The organism is Paenarthrobacter sp. GQ52, from assembly GCF_059759005.1.
On the sequence record NZ_JCAXEJ010000001.1, the window covers coordinates 621,577 to 640,226 of the forward strand.

An 18,650-nucleotide genomic window follows, 5' to 3' on the forward strand; every position below is an offset into this window, starting at 1 on the left:
CCACCAAGCATAGGGTGGGTATATGTTCCTTGCTTCCCGTCGCCGGCTGCGCGCCGAAGTACTTATTGTCCTGGGCCTGTCCTTGGGCCAATCAGCCGTCTACTCCGTAGTTCAGCTGCTGGACAAGATGACGAGGGCACCTTTGGCGGATGCCACGTCAACGCTGAACAGGTCCCAAAGCACGCGTGAGTACTTCGACCTCACCTACCAGTTGCTGGACATCGTGTTCGCTCTGGTGCCCGTGGCCTTGGTGTTCTACTTCCTGTCCACCCATGCACCTGGCGGCCGGGAAGGTGGGGGCGGCTCGGCGTTCGCCCGGCTTGGCTTCAATTTTGCCCGGCCCGGCAAGGACCTTCTCCAAGGTGTTGGCCTGGCCGCTGCGATCGGCATCCCCTCGCTCGGCCTGTATGCGGCCGGTCGTGCGCTGGGAATCACCACTGCAATTGTGCCCAGCGGCCTTGACGCTTACTGGTGGACAGTGCCGGTGCTGGTCCTTTCGGCCGTGCGCCATGCGATCGTGGAAGAAGTGATCGTGGTGGGGTACCTCATGGACCGCTTCGGCAAATTCGGGTGGAGCGTGCCGGTGGCCATTGTGATCAGTGCCGTCCTGCGGGGAAGCTACCACCTTTACCAAGGCTTTGGGCCGTTCATAGGGAACGTGGTCATGGGCCTGCTGTTCGCGTGGATCTACACCAAGACCAAGCGGGTAATGCCCTTGGTGATTGCCCACGCACTGCTGGACATCGTGGCGTTCGTTGGATTCAGCCTGTTCGGCAAGGCAATGGGACTGGGGTAGTGGTCCGTTAAAAGTATCCGGCCGCCATCGGTGGGTGACGTCATTGGCACCCGCTGATGGCGGCCGAAGCTTAGCCCGGACATGATTGACTCCGGACATGGATGACCGGGGCCGGGACCAGCCCGGATGGATGGATCGGTCAGATGGTGACGGCTCCGGAGGCGGTTTCGAAAGTTACAGCGAGGATGCCTGGAGTGCCGTGCGGTGCCATCCACTGGACGGCGACATCCTCAAGCGGCTTCTCCACTGGTTCGCCCAACCATTCGGTGACGCGTTCAGCCGAGCCCGCAATGGTGAGGCTGGACATCTTGACGTCGCTCTCGTAGATCCTGGACGGGTGCAGCGAGGGGTCGCCCTCCCACTTGAGCAGGTAGGGCACTTGGGGATCCGCGATCAGGCCGAGGATGCCAATCTGCTGCCACACCAGTTCGCGTCCGTCGGGGAACTTGCGGTTGCCCGGAACAGCCGAGCGGCCAAGGCGGTCTTCGAACGGTGCAAGGTCGTCAACGGCGACGCACCAGCCCATCCATCCACCACCGGCAGCCGAGCGGGCACGGACGGCCTGGCCAAAGGGTGCTTTGTCGGAAGCGGGGTGGTCCAGGACCTCCACCACTTCCAGGTACTTGTTATCCGCAAGGGGAATGATCATGTTCCGGGTACCGAAGCGCGGGTGCACTCCGCCCCGGACAGCGTCCACTCCCAGTGCCGCGGAAATTCGTTCGGTAGTGGCCAAAAGGCCATCTCGTTCACAGGCGTAAGAGACGTGATCCATGCGCATGGCTTCATCTTGGCACTTTGTGATCGGGGTCTCAGCTAAGTCAAGCCTAACTAAGGTGGGATGTGTATAGCCGGTGGTAAGGGGCGTCATGGAGGGACGCGGGAAGACCGAAAGATCCCCCAGGCGTCACAAAGCTGCCTTCGCCTCCGGACAGTTCCTAGACTGGCCCCAGCTCGCACCGCTTCACCTTGCCCGCCAAACCCATGCGTCACGAACAGGAGAACTCCATGTCCCAAGGATGGTCTTTCGAAACCCGCCAGATCCACGCCGGTCAAGAGCCCGACGCCGCCACAGGAGCGCGCTCGCTTCCGATCTACCAGACCACGTCCTTCGTGTTCCCCAGTGCCGAGAGCGCCGCCAATCGCTTTGCCCTGGCCGAGCTCGCTCCCATCTACACCCGAATCGGCAACCCGACGCAGGATGCAGTGGAGCAGCGGGTTGCGAGCCTTGAGGGTGGCCTGGGTGCCCTCTTGCTCAGCTCCGGACAGGCTGCGGAGACGTTCGCCATCCTGAATATCGCCGAGGCGGGCGACCACATCGTAGCGAGCCCCAGCCTGTATGGCGGCACATACAACCTGCTGGCGCACACGCTGAAGAAGTTCGGCATTTCGGTCACGTTCGTCGAGGACCCGGACAATCTGGACCAGTGGCGTGACGCCGTACGGCCGAACACCAAGCTGTTCTTCGGCGAGGTCGTCTCCAACCCGCGCCAGGATGTCCTTGACATCGAGGGCATCGCCCGCACCGCACACGCGGCCGGCGTTCCCCTTATTGTGGACAACACCCTGTCCACGCCTTACCTCATCCGTCCCATCGAGTGGGGAGCGGACATCGTGGTCCATTCCGCGACCAAGTACCTGGGTGGTCACGGTTCGGCAATCGCCGGTGTGATTGTGGACTCCGGCAACTTCGACTTCGGCAAGGACCCGGACCGCTTCCCTGGCTTCAATACCCCGGACCCCAGCTACAACGGTCTGGTCTACGCCCGGGACCTCGGCAAGGACGGTGCACTGGGCGCGAACCTCTCCTACATCCTCAAGGCCCGAGTCCAGTTGCTTCGCGATCTCGGCTCTGCCGTGTCCCCGTTCAACGCCTTCCTCATTGCCCAGGGCCTGGAGACCTTGAGCCTGCGCGTGGAACGCCATGTTGCCAACGCCACCAAGGTGGCCGAATGGCTTGAAAACCACGACGACGTCGAATCGGTCGCCTATGCGGGCCTGCCGTCCAGCCCGTGGTACGACCGCGGCCGGAAGTACGGACCCAAGGGCACGGGCGCCATCGTTGCCTTCAACATCAAGGGCGGCGTCGAAGCCGGCAAGCGCTTCGTGGACGGCCTGGAGTTGCACTCGCACGTTGCCAACATCGGTGATGTCCGCTCGCTGGTCATCCACCCGGCGTCGACTACACACAGCCAATTGACGGTGGAGCAGCAGGTCGCCGCCGGCGTCAACCCCGGCCTCGTGCGCTTGTCCGTGGGCATCGAGCACGTTGATGACATCATCGCCGACCTCGAAGCGGGCTTCCGGGCCGCCAAGGGCGCCTAACGCCGCGGCTTAGAGTCTCAGTCCGGCTGCCGCCCGCGTCGACGATTATTCGCCGGGCGGCAGTTCCGGGTGCTCGTTCGTGAACGAAGACGCCCTAAACCGTCACACTGTTGTCACATTCTTCGCCAGAACCACCCTGCATTTCCTAGACTCTTGGTATTAGGTCATGAGTGCCAGCACACAGCCCCGGCTTGCTGGCCGGCAACCCTCCTACGCGGTGGGGTGCCCCGGGTGAAGACCTGGCCTGTTCGCACGCAAGGCGACGGGCAAGCGCGAGGTTAAGGTGTCAAAGGAATGACCATTACTGCTACAGCCCTTCCCAAATCCGGAGAAGAAGACGGAACCGTCAAGTACGCCGGCATCGGGCCGTTGGAACTTGAGGCCGGCGGATTCCTCCCCGATGTCGTCCTCGCTTATGAGACCTGGGGGCAGCTGAATGCCGAGGCCTCCAATGCCGTCCTCATCCAGCATGCGCTCACGGGCAGCACTCACGTAGCCCGTGGAGCCACCGACGAGGAAGGTTGGTGGGAGCAGCTCGTTGGGCCGGGTGCCACCATCGACACCAACAAGTTTTTTGTCATTTCCATCAACATCGTGGGCGGTTGTTATGGCAGCACCGGCCCATCGTCAGAAGCACCGGACGGACGTCCTTGGGGCTCACGTTTCCCGTTGGTCACGCTGCGCGACAGCACGGAGGCTGAGGCGCGCCTCGCCGATGCCTTGGGAATCGATGCCTGGCACGCCGTGTTGGGCGGTTCCATGGGCGGCGCCAGGGCCCTTGAATGGGCTGTTACGTTCCCCGACAGGGTCAAACGCTGCGCCGTAATTTCGGTGGGCGCCTACAGTACGGCCGAGCAGATTGCCTTTGCTCAAGCCCAAACCTTGGCCATCAGGCAGGACCCGAACTTCAAAAACGGTGACTATTACGGCGGCACTGCACCCGAACATGGCTTGGCACTGGCCCGACGCATCGCCCACATCACTTACCGCTCAGCCTTGGAGTTGGATTTCCGCTTCGGCAGGGAAGCCCAGCACCAGGAGGCACCACTCGCTGCCGCGGTGTTGGGGGAGCGTGGCCGCTACCAGGTGGAAAGCTATTTGGACCACCAGGGAACGAAGCTGGTCCGCCGTTTTGATGCCAACAGCTACATCGCCATCACCGAAGCCCTGATGTCCCACGACGTCGCCAGGGGCCGCGGTCCGCTGGAACAGGCGTTGTCGCGCGCTACGGCTGAGTTCTTCGTGGCGGCGGTGGACAGCGACAGGCTCTACTTCCCGGCACAGTCGCGGGAACTTGCCGCGGCGCTACCTGGGGATGTGCCGGTCCACCTCATTGAGGCTCCGATTGGTCACGATGGCTTCCTCACTGAGATCGGCCAGCTCTCGGCACAACTCCGCGAATCATTCTTCGCCTAGCCCTAGCCGTTCATGATTTCGCCGCGCTGCTTCATGTAATCCTCCATGGCGATCTCGCCGTTGCTGAACTTCGTGTCCAGCTCCGCCAACTTGCGGGCGCGGAATCCCTGCGGCTCCGAAGCGCCCGCTGAGGGGAACGGTGCCGGGGATGAAGGGTTCGACGGCGGCCCGGCCTGCGGTGTCGAATCCGCGGGGCGGATGACGGTCGGCTCGGAAGGGTACCCGGGGTAATTCTGACCTGGGTAACCCTGCGTCGGGTATCCCTGACCTGGATAATTCTGCTGCGGGTAATTCTGTGGCGGATACCCTGGTCCGGGCAGATTCTGCTGAGGGTAGCCGGGGTCGCGGAAGTTATTGTCCTGGATCCGACGCGCCCGGGAGCGGTTGTACATGCGGATCCCGAGTGGAATCAGCCAAGAGCAGACGATGATCCAGAAGATCAGATTGTTCACAGTGCAGGCCTCCTAGGTCTCATCCCAGCTTAGTCCTGGCCGGCAAAACCACGGCTGCTGCTTCAGGCCAGCTTGGTCTGCATGCCCAGGAACCGGCCGTAGCGATCCACCTCCGACTGCAGGGCCTCCTGCTCTTTTGCGGTGGTGGGCCGGTTCATTCGGACGTCCACTTCGCAGGTTCTGCCGGAGAAGCCATGGCGCCACCATCCGGCCAATCTGCCGTCCAGCAGGACCACGTGCATGGGTCCGTTGTCCTCGGGGAAGAAGGGCGCCGTGCCACCAAGGAAGTGCCGGGACTGTGAGTAGCCCATCACGTATTCGTCGTAGCACTGGATGAGGTCGACGCGGGGAAGCCCGGGATCCTCGGCGGGCGAAGGATCGTCGCCACCCGCGAGAGCGTCCGCTTCCTCGGAGGCCAGATAAAAGTCGAAACCATCACACTGCGCCGCCCCCAAGCTTCCGCGGGACATGTCACCCGCCACCTCGATTCCCCGCTTTACGTCTTTTATGGTCAACCCGGACCACGCCGCACAGTCCTTGACCGTGGCGGGCCCCCGGCTGGTGAAGTATCGGAGTGCCAACCGTCCAAGAGCCTGTTCGCGGCCTTCGGCGGTCAGAGGCTTAAGAGCCGAACCGGGTACCCGTTCGTCGAACAGGGCATACGTTTGTTTCAGGGCGCCGCCTGCAGAACGGACGAGTGAGCCGCTGACCAGGACACCGCTGATTTCCGCGTGCATGAGGTGGTAGATGAAGCCCAGACCCTTGCTGGGAAATCCGGACTGTCCCAGGACTTCGGCCAGTTCCTCGCGCGTCTTGTGCGCTCCATCGGCCACAGCGGCGGCGAGGATTCGGCCGCTCTTGGCAGCAGAGTCCTCATCGATTCCTGTTTGCCGGTACATGCCTTTGTTGCCTTGGTGGAGGCGATCTGCGGACAACGCCATCAACCAGCCAAGATCGTCCCGATGCACAAAATGCCACGTAGGCCGGAGAATATGCGTCCGCAGGATGGTTCCATCGGCTACCGCCTGCTCAACGCTTAAGGCAGTGACCATCGATGAAGCGCTGGTGGAGCTTCTCTGTGCGAGAGTCCACCTCGCATAGGGGAACTCCTGCGATTGGACGGCCAGAAGGTTGCGGACCACGTCCCCGGGACTTCCGGCGTAGGGAGCCCGCAACTGCTGCCGCCGCAACCGAATCCTCCGAATAGCCTCCGCATGCAGGGAGCCGGCACCCGACGTCACGTCAGCGGCGTGGCAGCAAGGTGCCGGTGGAACCGAAGACGGGTCCCGGCGTCGGACGCTTTGGCGTGATTCCGTCGCCGGAGGACTGATGCCGAAGGCGCCGGATCACCCATGGGACAAAGAATTCACGTGCCCAGACAAGGTCGGAAGACCGGGCCTGACGCCACGTGCGCGGCGGAAGGGGCTTGGGCATCAGGGGCTCAAGCGTGTGCTCGACGTTCAACGCCTCCAAAACCATCATGGCGATGGTGTGGTGGCCCAGCGGCGAGAAGTGAAGGCGGTCAACGTTCCACATCTGGGGATCCGCCAACTGCCGCAAGGACCACATGTCCGCGATGATGGCATCGTGCCGCGCAGCTACCGTCCTGAGGTTCTCGTTGTAAATGGCCACCTTGCCGCGGATGCGCCCGAGTACTGATGCTGCCGTGTCCGGGCCATTGAAAAGCACCACGGTGGCACCTCCCGAGCTCAGCTCCGCGACTGCGGCGTCGAGTTTTTCCGCCAACAGGTCGGGATCGCCGCCGGGACGGATGAGGTCGTTGCCGCCGGCCGAAATGGACACGAGGTCAGGCTGCAGTTCCAAGCAGGGGCCAACTTGTTCATTAATAATCTGCTGCAGCAACCTGCCACGGATAGCAAGGTTGGCGTAGGCGAAATCTTCCTGGCTGCGGCCCAGTTCCTCGGCAACCCGATCCGCCCAACCACGATAACCGCCGGGGTTCTGCGGCTCGGGGTCGCCGATGCCCTCCGTGAAGGAGTCACCCAGGGCCACATAGCGGGTCCAAGGGTGTTTTTGAACGGGCTCGCCCGGCTTCAGTAAAGGATTGTTCTCACTCACGCTCATATCCTGCACCGTGACGTCGACCCTACGCCACCGTAGGTTGTTACTGGTGGGTAACTGTAAGAATGGACCCATGACTGAAGCACCCACATTTCCCGCTCCCGTTGTCCTGTGGTCCCACGACGAATCCGAGCGTGCAGGTAAGCCACTCCTGGTCCTGCTGCACGGCTACGGCTCCAACGAGGACGACCTGTTCAGCCTGGCCGGATTGCTGCCCGAGGGTTTTGTGGTGGCCGCCCTTCGAGCACCGATGCCCATGGGGCCGGGCTTCACATGGTTTCCTCTCACGGCTTCCATCGACTACTCGTTGGAAGCTGTAAAGCAGGCAGCCGAGTACGCCCTCGAGTGGCTGGACACAGTCAAAGCCAACCACTCGTCCGTGACGTTGCTGGGCTTCTCCATGGGCATGGCGATGGCCACCACCATGCTCCGCTACCGTCCCGCGGACTTCGCTGCCGTCGTCGGGCTTTCAGGCTTTGTGATCGACGCCGGCGCTGACGCCGCATTCCGGGACGACGAACTGGACGGAACGCTACCGATGTTCTGGGGCCGCGACCAGCAGGATCCCGTCATCACCCAGGACAAAATCGAATACACCATGGGCTGGGTGCGCAAGCACGTCGACCTCACCAAAGTGCTTTACACGGGGATGTGGCACGGCATCAACCAGCAGGAGATCGGACACGTGGGCGAATTCCTCACCCACAAGGTGCTCACTGACTGAGGTTCCGATGTATCAGGCGGCGGTGATCCGGACCGTCTGGCCATTGACGGTCACGGTATCGCCGACGTGAAGCTGGCGTCCGCGGCGGTCATCGATTTCGTTGTTGACTTTGACCAAGCCGTTCTTGATGAGCTCCGTGGCTTCAACGCCGTCCTCCACCAAGTTGGCGAGCTTCAACAGCTGGCCGAGTCGGATCATGTCGTCACGGATGGGGATCTCTTCAATTTCGGGGTTGCTCATACAGCAATGATGCCTGAAGTAGTGTGGTGACGGTGCCGCAGCCTTCTCCCCGTCCCGCCCTTCCGCTGGTCATTGGCCTTCCCATTGCAGTAGCGACGGGCCTGGTGATCCCGCTTCAAGGGAGGATCAACGGGGCCCTCGGCGCCAAACTGGACGACGGCATTGCCGCAGCTGTTGTGAGCTTCACCACGGGACTCCTCCTCATCAGTGCCATCTCTCTTGCCACCCCCAAGGGCAGGGCAGGGCTACAACGCATCGTTCCTGCCGTCCGGAACCGCAGCTTCCCCCGGTTCTACGTGATGGCCGGTGCCATCGGCGCGTTGTTCGTCTTTGCCCAGTCGTTCACTGTTGCCCTGCTGGGTGTCGCGTTGTTCACGGTCGCAGCGGTGACCGGCCAGACGTTGAGCGGACTGCTCGTGGACCGAATGGGCATCGGCCCGGGAGGAAAACGCGCCATCACGGGAGTCCGGGTCCTGGGCAGTGTCCTGACGGTGGCCGCCGTCGCCTGGGCAGTTTCCCCGCGCTTCAGCGGCGACACCGACATCGCCTCGCTCGTCTTGCCTGTCCTCCTGCCGCTGGCCGCCGGTTTTTTCATGAGCTTCCAGCAGGCAATGAATGGAACTGCCACTGTTCATTACGGAACGCCCATCGCGGCCACGCTGGTCAACTTCATTGCAGGATCACTCATTCTGTGGATCGCGTGGATTATCAAGCTGGCTGTGGCCGGGCCGGGAAATCCGCTTCCCAGCGAGTGGTGGTACTACCTTGGCGGGCCCATGGGCTGCCTCTTCATCGGCCTGGCGGCGCTGCTGGTCCGGAGTCTTGGGGTCCTGATCACCGGTTTGGGCATGATCGCCGGGCAGTTGGTGGGGTCGCTGGTGCTCGACGTCGTGATCCCCAGTCCCGGCGCAGTGGTCGCCTTGCCCACGGTGCTGGGTACGGTCCTGACGCTCGCTGCGATCATCGTGGCCACACTGCCCTGGCCCAAGGGAGCTTTCGCACGAAGAGTCCCTCCCAAAGGCCGGTAGGGTAGGAATCAACAAACTTTCCCCCATCACCCCGCCGGACAACCTCGTCCGGATTCCGGGGCAAACCACCGCGGACCGCACCCAGCGGCCCTGTAGAACAAATGGAGTTACCCATGGCAGCAAAATCCGTCCTTGACCAGGTCATTTCCCTCTCCAAGCGGAGGGGCTTTGTCTTCCAGGCCGGTGAAATCTATGGTGGCTCCCGTTCGGCCTGGGATTACGGTCCCCTCGGCGCTGAACTGAAGGAAAACATCAAGCGCCAGTGGTGGCAGAGCATGGTCCGCGGCCGTGAGGACGTTGTAGGCCTGGATTCCTCCGTCATCCTTCCCCGCCAGGTATGGGAAGCCTCCGGCCACGTGGATGTCTTCTCCGACCCCCTGGTTGAATGCCTGTCCTGCCACAAGCGCTACCGTGCCGACCACCTCGAAGAAGAGTACGAAGAAAAGAAGGGCCGCCCGGCAGAAAACGGCCTGGCGGACATCGCCTGCGCAAACTGCGGCACCCGCGGCCAGTGGACCGAGCCCCAGGAATTCTCCGGCCTGCTCAAGACTTTCCTCGGCCCGGTGGCCAGCGACGAAGGCATGCACTACCTGCGTCCGGAAACTGCCCAGGGCATCTTTGTGAACTTCAACAACGTGCTCACCACCTCGCGGAAGAAGCCGCCGTTCGGCATTGGCCAGATCGGCAAGTCGTTCCGCAACGAAATCACGCCGGGCAACTTCATCTTCCGTACCCGCGAATTCGAGCAGATGGAGATGGAGTTCTTCGTCGAGCCCGGAACCGATGAAGAGTGGCACCAGTACTGGATGAAGGAGCGCATGTCCTGGTACACGGACCTGGGCATCCGTGAAGACAACCTCCGTTTCTTCGAGCACCCGCTGGAGAAGCTCAGCCACTACTCCAAAGGCACCACGGACATCGAATACCGCTTCGGTTTCCAGGGCTCCGAGTGGGGCGAGCTCGAGGGCATCGCCAACCGCACGGACTTCGACCTTTCCACGCATGCCAAGGCTTCTGGCACGGACCTGAGCTACTTCAACCAGGCCACCAACGAGCGCTACACCCCGTTCGTGATCGAGCCCGCCGCCGGCCTGACCCGCTCCTTCATGGCCTTCCTGATCGACGCCTACACCGAAGACGAGGCACCCAACGCCAAGGGCGGCGTCGATGTCCGTACAGTGCTGAAGCTGGACCCGCGCCTGGCCCCGGTCAAGGCCGCCGTCCTGCCGCTGAGCCGCAACGAGGACCTGTCCCCGAAGGCCAAGGCTTTGGGCGCCCAGCTACGCAAGAACTGGAACATCGACTTCGACGACGCCGGCGCCATCGGCCGCCGTTACCGTCGCCAGGACGAGATCGGTACCCCGTTCTGCATCACAGTGGACTTCGACACCCTTGAGGACCAGGCCGTGACCATTCGTGAGCGCGACACCATGAGCCAGGAACGCGTGTCCCTGGACAAGGTTGAGGGCTACCTGGCTGCACGCCTGATCGGCGCCTAGTCGTGGCTTTGGAGTACCGCGAATGGAAGGAGGGCGACGACCTCGCCCTCTTGGAAATCTGGGGCGGCCCGGAGACCCTTCCCGCTGAGCAGTTCCGTGCAGCCCTGGCGCCGTCCAGCAACCAGCCCTGGCGCCGCTGCATCGTGGCCGAGGACGTGGTGGACGGCGTGCGGATTCCCGTTGCCGCCGGCGTTGTCCACGAGGCATCCCTGCACCCGGAGCGACTCTGGGCCTACATCGAGGTTGCCAAGGACCACCGCCGTGAAGGCGTGGGTGCAACCCTGCTGACCATGCTTCGCCGCGAAGCCGGGAACTCGCCGTCGGGCGTTTCCAAGCTGCGCAGCAAGGTGGAGCCGGATACCGCAGGTGCGGCATTCGCTGCGGCTGCGGGACTTGCGCCCATCCAGCGTTCGCAGCTTGTTGTGGTGGCACCTGAACCCCTGTCATTGCCGCGGTTCGGCGATGGTTCCGAGGAAGCCGCTTCCGAGCGCGTGGAGGACCTGGCCACGGGTTCGGTGGAGCTGAGCGATGTGGTGGGGAAGTACTACTCGCATGTCCACCACTGGGACAGCCCGGGGGAGCTCAGCATCCCCACGGTGCAGCGCTTGTTCCTGCATGACCTGACTGGCGCCCACGGCGCAATCGTCCTGCGCGCGCCGAAGGCCAGTGCCTTCGGCCAAGGCGTTCCGGCGAGCCGCAAGGGCAAAATCCAGGCGTTTGCCATCAGTTACGCCCAAGGCGACTCGGATGAGCCTTCCGATGTCTTCCTTGGACACGACCCCCAGCTGTCCGCCGAGGAAGCAGCTTTTGCAGTGCGTGACCTCTTGGCGCTCATCGCCTACCAACACCCGGTCCTGCTGGAAGTTGACGAGTCCATGACGGCGCTGCGCACGGTTCTTGATCCGCTGTTGGAATCCGGAAAAGCCCACGTGCGGGGTGCCGACACCCTGATCGTCAGCGACTGATCAGAGCTTTCACGCGCCAGGATCCCACGCCGCCCGTTTTGCGGGCCGCGTGGGATCTTGCGTTATAGCTTCGCCGTACGACACCCATATTCGCTTGGGCCACCGCAGCGGGCCGGTGACCTCTGAATCCGCGCGTCCAAAGCCGGTCTTTGTGGCGAGGGGGAATTTGGGCGTCCTGCGTCGTGGGGTGTTCGGTCCCGCGTAGGGTTAAGGGCATGAGGTTTTGCTGCTGATGGGCCACTCCCACGGTCATTCTGAAAATTCCGAGCCAACGCCGCAGGCTCTTGCATCGCGGAAGAGGGCCAACTGGATTCTGGCGGCCATCCTTATTCCGCTGGGCGTCCTGACGCTCGTGGCCATGATGGTCATGTGGCCCTCAGGCAGTCGGGAAGGGATCTCGTTCTCGAGCCCGTACCAGGCTGCCCCCGGGGTCACGTTCGATACCGGTCGAATTCAGAGCGTGGTGGTGGAAAGCTGCACGCAGACGGGCCAAAGCAACACGGGCCAGCCCAACACCGGCCAGACTGACACCGGTCAAAACAACCAGTCCGGCGGGTCGCAGTGCACCTTCGCCTTTACGGAGCCGGACAAAGGCGGGGACGTAGTCAAGGTGGTCATCAACCCTGACGTCGCCATGTCCCATGGCGTGGACGTAGGGGACTCCATCCGGTACCTCAACCTGTCCGCGGTTCAAGGTGCGAACGCCGGAAGCGGCGCGCCTGCCTATGTTTTCGTGGACTTTGTCCGCAGCATCCCCATCGCGCTCCTGGCAATCCTGTACGCAGCGGTCGTCATCGCGGTGGCCCGCTGGCGCGGCTTCCGGGCACTTCTTGGCCTGGTGGGTGCCTACTTCGTCCTGGTCAGCTTCATCCTGCCGGGCTTGGTGGAGGGCAAGCCGCCACTGTTGCTGGCGTTGGTGGGATCCACGGTGATCATGATTGGGGTCCTGTACTTCGCGCACGGATTCTCGGCGCGAACGTCCACCGCTTTGTTGGGCACAATTTTCGGGCTTAGCATCACAGCCCTGTTGGCGGCGTGGGCTACGGACGCCGCCAACCTGGCGGGAGTGGGAAACCACGATGCGTCCACGCTGGTGAACATGTCGCCCCAGATCTCCATTTCAGGGATCATCCTTTGCGGCCTCATCATCTCCGGCCTGGGCGTGCTCAACGACGTCACCATTACGCAGTCCTCTGCGGTGTGGGAACTCTACGAACTCGCGCCCAACACCAGTGCCCGCAAGCTGTTTTCCTCTGCCATGAGGATCGGCCGGGACCACATTGCCTCCACGGTCTACACCATCGCTTTTGCGTACGCCGGAGCCGCGCTTCCGATCCTCATCATCGTGATGCTTTATGACCGCCCTCTCGATGAAGCACTGACCAGTGCTGAGCTGTCCGAGGAAGTAATCCGTACCCTGGTGGGGTCCATCGGCCTCGTCCTCGCCATCCCGGTCACTACGCTGATTGCCGTCCTGGTGGTTAAAGCCACCGGCATGAAGCGCATCGCCGCAGCCGGTGGGCCGACCGTAACTGCTGATGAGCTTAACGACACCGGTTCGCTGGCAGCAGCCGCCGCCGTCGTAGGTTCGGGTCAGCATGACAAGCACGACGCCGGTACGCGCCTTGACGATTCCGGCAAGCCGGCGCGGCCGGGCAGCCGCCGTGCCCAGCGGGAAGCTGAGCGGCGCGGAGACACGAACGACGCCACCTAAACCCGAGCTCTGCTCTTGTTCGCCACACCCGCCGTACTGCGGACGCGTGGGCGAACAAGCACGGGATTCGGCCGGTTGTCCGCCGATTTGCCCCGCTTTGCAACAATGGATAGGTGACTGTAGTAGCGACGCCCCCTGCACCAAAGCTCGAGCTCCCTCCTCTGAAACTCGGTGGGATTACCGTGGACACCCCGGTAATCCTTGCCCCCATGGCGGGCATTACCAACTCTGCCTTCCGCAGGCTCTGCCGCGAATACGGTGGCGGGATGTACGTGGCCGAGATGGTGACCTCCCGTGCCTTGGTGGAGCGCACGCCGGAATCGTTGCGCATCATCTCGCATGATGAGGACGAGAAAGTCCGGTCCGTGCAGCTCTACGGTGTTGATCCCGTGACGGTAGGCGCCGCAGTACGGATGCTCGTGGAAGAGGACCGTGCGGACCACATCGACCTCAACTTCGGCTGCCCGGTGCCTAAGGTCACCCGGCGCGGTGGCGGCTCGGCCCTGCCTTGGAAGATCGACCTCTTCACCTCCATTGTCCAGACAGCCGTCAAGGAAGCGTCCAAGGGCGATATTCCCTTGACCATCAAGATGCGCAAGGGCATCGACGAGGACCACCTGACATACCTCGACGCCGGTCGAATCGCGCGCGACGCAGGAGTGGCCGCTGTTGCCCTCCACGGCAGGACCGCAGCCCAGTTCTATTCCGGACAGGCCGACTGGTCCGCCATTGCCCGGCTTCGTGAGGCGCTCCCTGACATCCCTGTACTGGGCAACGGTGACATCTGGTCAGCCGAGGATGCTGTCCGCATGGTGCGCGAGACCGGCGTCGACGGCGTGGTTGTGGGCCGCGGCTGCCAAGGCAGGCCATGGCTGTTCGGTGATCTGCAGGCCGCCTTCGAAGGCAGCGACCAGCGGCACCGCCCGGGTCTCCGCGAAGTTGCCGAAGGCGTCTATCGTCACGCCGAGCTCATGGTGGAAACGTTCGGGAACGACGAATACAAGGCACTCCGCGAGATCCGCAAGCACATGGCGTGGTACTTCAAGGGCTACGTAGTGGGCGGAGAGCTCCGCGCCAAGCTGGCCACCGTACCCACCCTCGAGGTGCTGCGCGAATACCTTAACGAACTGGACATGGACGCGCCCTACCCGGGAGTCGATTCCGAGGGACCCCGCGGCCGCGCCGGTTCGCCCAAGAAGCCTGCGTTGCCCAAAGACTGGCTCGTGAGCCGTCAGCTGAACGCTGAACAGAGCGCGGATATCTCGGCCGCAGAGCTGGACGTTTCGGGCGGCTAGCCTCACACGTGTAAGACTGACTCAAGAAGCTCCACACCCCGGCGCTTGAAGGAGGCAGATACCCATGGGAACCGAAGCGATACTTGGCCAAGACGGGACGGCTCACGATTTTGTGCTGGCCATCCCCGGTTACGCCGAGGCAGATTCCGCGCGGTGGGTCGAAGAGCCACGCAAGAGCAACTATCGCTCGGATTTTGAACGGGACCGCGCGAGGGTCCTGCACTCCTCGGCGTTGCGCAGGCTCGGCGCCAAGACTCAGGTAGTCGCACCGGACACGGACGACTTTGTCCGAACCCGGCTCACACACAGCCTCGAAGTAGCCCAGGTGGGCCGCGAACTGGGTCGCTCCCTGGGGTGCGATCCTGACGTGGTGGACACTGCATGCCTGAGCCATGACCTCGGGCATCCGCCCTTCGGCCACAACGGTGAGTCCGCCCTGAACGAAGTAGCGCACACCATTGGTGGTTTCGAAGGCAACGCCCAGACCCTGCGGTTGCTGACCCGACTAGAACCCAAGGTACTCGCTGAGGATGGCAGGCCGGCCGGACTCAACCTGACCCGCGCCAGCCTGGATGCTGCGTCCAAGTACCCGTGGTCCGCCGTCGACGCCCCCGTCATCCATGGCCACCGCACCAGTAAGTTCGGCGCGTACGAAGACGATCTTCCGGTGTTCGAATGGCTCCGGGAAGGCGCACCGGGCAACCGTTCGTGCATCGAGGCCCAGGTCATGGACCTTGCCGACGACATCTCGTACTCGGTCCACGACGTCGAGGATGCGATTGTCGCCGGCCATTTCCAGCTCAAATGGATGGAAAACCCGGACCATCGTGCGCGCGTGGTGGGGTACACCAAGCAGTGGTACCTGCCACACAACGATCCCGCTGACATTGATGCCGCCCTTGCGCGGCTGGAGGCCACCAAAGTCTGGGTCCGCGAAGCTGATGGCAGCCGGAAATCCATGGCTGCCTTGAAGGACATGACCAGCCAGCTGATCGGCCGCTTCTGCCAGAGCGCAATGGAAACCACGCGCGCTCATTTCGGACCAGCAAATCTGACCCGCTATGACGCTGAACTCATGGTTCCCGAGGACACCGTCACCGAGATCGCGGTCCTCAAGGGCTTGGCTACCACCTTCGTGATCTCCACAGACCATCGTCAGCCGGTGTACGAGCGCCAACGCGAAGTGCTTCATGCGCTGGTAGGTGTTTTGAATGCCACGGGCGACCGTCACCTTGAGCCGATGTTCGCCGCGGACTGGCGTGACGCCGTCGACGACGGTGCGCGTTTGCGCGTTGTAATCGACCAGGTGGCGTCGCTGACGGACGTGTCTGCCCTGGCCATGTATGAGCGGCTTGTGGGCAGCCTCCCGTCGCTCTGGTAACCCTTCCTGCTTTCCGTTAACGGCGGGGACTCTTGGGGCAAGCGACTAGGATGGTCACGTGGCTGGCCTGATCAAACGTGAAGATATCGACGAAGTACGCCAGCGCACGGATATCAAGGAAGTCGTTGACGGTTACGTCACCCTCAAGGGCGCCGGGCTGGGCAGTTTCAAGGGCCTTTGCCCCTTCCATGACGAACGCTCGCCCTCCTTCACTGTTCGCCCGCAGGTGGGCAGGTACCACTGCTTCGGCTGCGGTGAGGACGGCGACGCCATCTCCTTTGTGCAGAAGATGGACCACAGTTCCTTCCACGAGGCTGTCGAGAAACTTGCCGCCAGAATCGGTTACGAGCTGCGCTACGAGGACGGCGGCACCGGTCCCAGTCGTGAGGAAGTGGGCAAGCGCCAGCGCCTGCTGGACGCCCACAAGACCGCCGATGAGTTCTTCCGCGCCCAACTGCTGACCCCCGGCGCGGCCGAGGGGCGCAACTTCCTGGATGGCCGTGGCTTTGACCGCGCCGCTGCCGAACACTTTGGCGTGGGATACGCGCCCCAGGGCTGGGACGCGTTGCTCAAGCACCTCCGCGGACGCGGGTTCACTGATGCGGAACTGAAGCTCACAGGCATGTTCTCCGAAGGAAACCGGGGCATCTACGATCGCTTCCGCGGCAGGCTGATCTGGCCCATCCGGGACATCGCGGGCGACACCATCGGGTTCGGTGCACGCAAACTCTTCGAAGACGATCAGGGCCCCAAATACCTGAACACCCCTGAGACCACGCTCTACAAGAAGTCCCAGGTCCTCTACGGGATCGACATCGCCAAGCGGAATATCGCCAAGGAACGGCAACTGGTAGTGGTGGAGGGATACACAGACGTCATGGCCTGCCACCTCGCAGGGGTCACGACGGCGGTTGCCACCTGCGGTACTGCCTTCGGTACCGAGCACATCAAGGTTGCCCGGCGGCTGCTCTCGGACGACGGCAGCGGGGGAGAGGTCATCTTCACTTTCGACGGCGATGCGGCCGGCCAGAAGGCGGCTCTGCGGGCTTTCGAGGAAGACCAACGCTTCACCGCCCAGACGTACGTCGCAGTGGAGCCCTCCGGCGCCGACCCCTGTGATCTTCGCCAACTAAAGGGCGACGCCGCGGTGCGCGAGCTCATCAGTACCCGCAAGCCACTCTTCGAGTTTGCTATCCGGGCCACTCTCCGCCGCCACAATTTGGACACCGTGGAAGGCCGTGTAGCTGCCCTGCGCGAAGCCGCCCCTGTGGTGGCACAGATCCGGGACTCCGCCACCAGGCCTGGCTACACACGCAACCTGGCAGGTTGGTTGGGCATGCCCATCGAGGAAGTCAGCGGTTACGTCGGGGCGGCCGCCAAGCGAGCCGCTTCCGGCGGCGCCGCTGGTGCCAGCACTGCAGGCCCGGCCGGACAGGCGACGACGGCGGCAGCACCGCCGTCGAGCGGCCCGGTCTTCCAACGACCCGACCCCAGGGACCCCATAGCCGGTATGGAACGCCAAGCGCTCGAGGTTGTCCTCCAGGAGCCGGGAGTGCTCGGCGGGGGAGCCTGGGAACGCTTCGAGGCCTCACACTTCACTACGCCTGCTTATGCGGCCGTCCACACTGCCGTGCGGGCTGCGGGCCTCGCCCACTCGGATGACCCTGTGGCCTGGGTGGAACAAGTCCGCCAGGAAGTCCCGGAACCGCTACGGCCTTTGGTCTCGGAGTTGGCCGTAACGCCCCTGCCGGCGAGCACCCCCGAGGCCATGCAGCGATACTGCCGCGACATCCTGGCCCGTCTCTTCGAATTGCAGATCACCCGGATCAAGGCCGACAAGATGGGGCAGCTGCAGCGCTTGGATGCAGGAGCCAATCCGGAGGAATTCCAGCGGCTGAACCGGGAGCTGATGCAGCTTGAGATGGAGCGCAGGGCACTACGCTCGGACGGCTAAAGCCACGATTTCGTTTTCCGGCGGGCCCCTGTTAAGCTAGTAACCGCTTCATTCCTCCGTAGCTCAATTGGCAGAGCATTCGACTGTTAATCGAAGGGTTACTGGTTCAAGTCCAGTCGGAGGAGCGCACAATACCCCCGTTCCGATCTTTCGGAACGGGGGTATTTTTATACCCCCTAGGGGTATCCGGCGCCGATTTCGCATTCCGGTAGAACCTTTGCTAAAGTCATAACCGCTTCATTCCTCCGTAGCTCAATTGGCAGAGCATTCGACTGTTAATCGAAGGGTTACTGGTTCAAGTCCAGTCGGAGGAGCATAAGGACCCCGTGCCGGCATCACTGCTGGTGCGGGGTTCGCCTTTTATCAGACGAAATCCATCTCCACTTGCAGGAAACGGGCGGCCTCGGCCACCGCAGCCAGGAATGAATCCTGCTCGGTTGGCGGAGTCCTGGGCTCGCGGGGATGCCACTCGTGGGGCGCCGAGTAGACGCGGGTGAAGCCACCACCCGGCGGGGCATAGAAGATGCCGAAGCGCTGGACCGGCCATTCAGGTGAGGTCTCCGGCGCGACCAGGAGCGCGGCGTCCGTTTCGGGGTTGTACCACTGGGCAATCGGGCGGCGACGGTCGTCTGTAAAGAGCCCGGCGGCGTAGAGTGCGGCCGACTGGGGACTGGTCACGGAGCACAGCCTGTCCCACCACAGCGGCAGGATGCGTTCATCCCGACGCTGCCACGGTGCCGGTAGCGGCTGCAGCTCTTGCCAATGTGGCACATCTCAACTTT

General features: G+C 63.1%; 17 protein-coding genes, 2 tRNA genes and 1 riboswitch. Of the genes, 13 read left to right on the plus strand and 6 right to left on the minus strand.

Features of this window, described 5'->3' with window-relative positions; translation table 11 throughout:
- Nucleotides 1-22 precede the first annotated feature (22 nt).
- Nucleotides 23-796: a CPBP family intramembrane glutamic endopeptidase gene (locus AC6CH8_RS02700; RefSeq protein ID WP_498188557.1), complete on the plus strand. Its 774-nt coding sequence runs from the start codon at nt 23-25 to the stop codon at nt 794-796.
- A gap of 139 nt (nt 797-935) precedes the next feature.
- On the opposite strand, the gene AC6CH8_RS02705 is transcribed toward AC6CH8_RS02700, so the two are convergent.
- Nucleotides 936-1,574 carry a VOC family protein gene (locus tag AC6CH8_RS02705; protein ID WP_026005588.1) on the minus strand — a complete coding sequence of 213 codons (639 nt, stop codon included), beginning with the start codon at nt 1,572-1,574 and terminating at the stop codon, nt 936-938.
- A 203-nt stretch (nt 1,575-1,777) separates the two neighbouring features.
- Between AC6CH8_RS02705 and AC6CH8_RS02710 the strand changes: the two genes are divergently transcribed.
- On the plus strand, nt 1,778-3,118 hold the full coding sequence (locus AC6CH8_RS02710) for a bifunctional o-acetylhomoserine/o-acetylserine sulfhydrylase (RefSeq protein WP_256870782.1): 1,341 nt from the start codon (nt 1,778-1,780) through the stop codon (nt 3,116-3,118).
- A 162-nt stretch (nt 3,119-3,280) separates the two neighbouring features.
- Nucleotides 3,281-3,397: riboswitch (SAM riboswitch) on the plus strand.
- Nucleotides 3,398-3,412: 15 nt separating this feature from the next.
- Nucleotides 3,413-4,534 (plus strand): homoserine O-acetyltransferase MetX, encoded by a 1,122-nt coding sequence (metX, locus tag AC6CH8_RS02715; RefSeq protein WP_498188558.1) that lies wholly within the window; start codon nt 3,413-3,415, stop codon nt 4,532-4,534.
- 2 nt (nt 4,535-4,536) lie between these two features.
- Here the strand turns inward: metX and AC6CH8_RS02720 are convergent, their stop codons facing one another.
- The 3 genes from AC6CH8_RS02720 to AC6CH8_RS02730 all read right to left on the minus strand — a co-directional run bounded on the left by AC6CH8_RS02720 (nt 4,537) and on the right by AC6CH8_RS02730 (nt 7,071).
- Complete coding sequence (locus AC6CH8_RS02720) at nt 4,537-4,986, minus strand: hypothetical protein (RefSeq protein WP_091466325.1); 450 nt, start codon at nt 4,984-4,986, stop codon at nt 4,537-4,539.
- A 62-nt stretch (nt 4,987-5,048) separates the two neighbouring features.
- On the minus strand, nt 5,049-6,227 hold the full coding sequence (locus AC6CH8_RS02725) for a winged helix DNA-binding domain-containing protein (RefSeq protein ID WP_498188559.1): 1,179 nt from the start codon (nt 6,225-6,227) through the stop codon (nt 5,049-5,051).
- A 1-nt stretch (nt 6,228) separates the two neighbouring features.
- Entirely contained in the window at nt 6,229-7,071 is an 843-nt protein-coding gene (locus tag AC6CH8_RS02730) for an SGNH/GDSL hydrolase family protein (protein WP_091466329.1), read from the minus strand.
- A gap of 70 nt (nt 7,072-7,141) precedes the next feature.
- Here AC6CH8_RS02730 and AC6CH8_RS02735 point away from each other — a divergent pair, with 70 nt between their 5' ends.
- Nucleotides 7,142-7,792, plus strand: a complete 651-nt coding sequence (locus tag AC6CH8_RS02735) for an alpha/beta hydrolase (protein WP_091466330.1) — start codon at nt 7,142-7,144, stop codon at nt 7,790-7,792.
- Between the two features lie 12 nt (nt 7,793-7,804).
- On the opposite strand, the gene AC6CH8_RS02740 is transcribed toward AC6CH8_RS02735, so the two are convergent.
- Nucleotides 7,805-8,032: an RNA-binding S4 domain-containing protein gene (locus tag AC6CH8_RS02740; protein WP_062067368.1), complete on the minus strand. Its 228-nt coding sequence runs from the start codon at nt 8,030-8,032 to the stop codon at nt 7,805-7,807.
- A 23-nt stretch (nt 8,033-8,055) separates the two neighbouring features.
- Here AC6CH8_RS02740 and AC6CH8_RS02745 point away from each other — a divergent pair, with 23 nt between their 5' ends.
- From AC6CH8_RS02745 to AC6CH8_RS02785, 9 genes are all read left to right on the plus strand, one after another.
- Nucleotides 8,056-9,060 carry a DMT family transporter gene (locus AC6CH8_RS02745; RefSeq protein WP_498188560.1) on the plus strand — a complete coding sequence of 335 codons (1,005 nt, stop codon included), beginning with the start codon at nt 8,056-8,058 and terminating at the stop codon, nt 9,058-9,060.
- Between the two features lie 113 nt (nt 9,061-9,173).
- Entirely contained in the window at nt 9,174-10,559 is a 1,386-nt protein-coding gene (locus tag AC6CH8_RS02750; RefSeq protein WP_091466335.1) for a glycine--tRNA ligase, read from the plus strand.
- Nucleotides 10,560-10,561: 2 nt separating this feature from the next.
- Complete coding sequence (locus tag AC6CH8_RS02755) at nt 10,562-11,524, plus strand: GNAT family N-acetyltransferase (protein ID WP_178996446.1); 963 nt, start codon at nt 10,562-10,564, stop codon at nt 11,522-11,524.
- A gap of 232 nt (nt 11,525-11,756) precedes the next feature.
- Nucleotides 11,757-13,238: a YibE/F family protein gene (locus tag AC6CH8_RS02760; protein WP_498188561.1), complete on the plus strand. Its 1,482-nt coding sequence runs from the start codon at nt 11,757-11,759 to the stop codon at nt 13,236-13,238.
- 113 nt (nt 13,239-13,351) lie between these two features.
- The gene (gene dusB / locus AC6CH8_RS02765) at nt 13,352-14,533 is read left to right on the plus strand and encodes a tRNA dihydrouridine synthase DusB (RefSeq protein WP_179019072.1); all 1,182 of its coding nucleotides are present in this window, start codon (nt 13,352-13,354) and stop codon (nt 14,531-14,533) included.
- 64 nt (nt 14,534-14,597) lie between these two features.
- Nucleotides 14,598-15,914: a deoxyguanosinetriphosphate triphosphohydrolase gene (locus AC6CH8_RS02770; protein ID WP_091466343.1), complete on the plus strand. Its 1,317-nt coding sequence runs from the start codon at nt 14,598-14,600 to the stop codon at nt 15,912-15,914.
- 58 nt (nt 15,915-15,972) lie between these two features.
- On the plus strand, nt 15,973-17,868 hold the full coding sequence (gene dnaG, locus AC6CH8_RS02775; protein WP_498188562.1) for a DNA primase: 1,896 nt from the start codon (nt 15,973-15,975) through the stop codon (nt 17,866-17,868).
- A 52-nt stretch (nt 17,869-17,920) separates the two neighbouring features.
- A tRNA-Asn gene (locus AC6CH8_RS02780) sits at nt 17,921-17,993 on the plus strand.
- A 116-nt stretch (nt 17,994-18,109) separates the two neighbouring features.
- Nucleotides 18,110-18,182, plus strand: a tRNA-Asn gene (locus tag AC6CH8_RS02785).
- 49 nt (nt 18,183-18,231) lie between these two features.
- On the opposite strand, the gene AC6CH8_RS02790 is transcribed toward AC6CH8_RS02785, so the two are convergent.
- Complete coding sequence (locus AC6CH8_RS02790; RefSeq protein ID WP_011774207.1) at nt 18,232-18,639, minus strand: hypothetical protein; 408 nt, start codon at nt 18,637-18,639, stop codon at nt 18,232-18,234.
- Between the last annotated feature and the right edge of the window lie 11 nt (nt 18,640-18,650).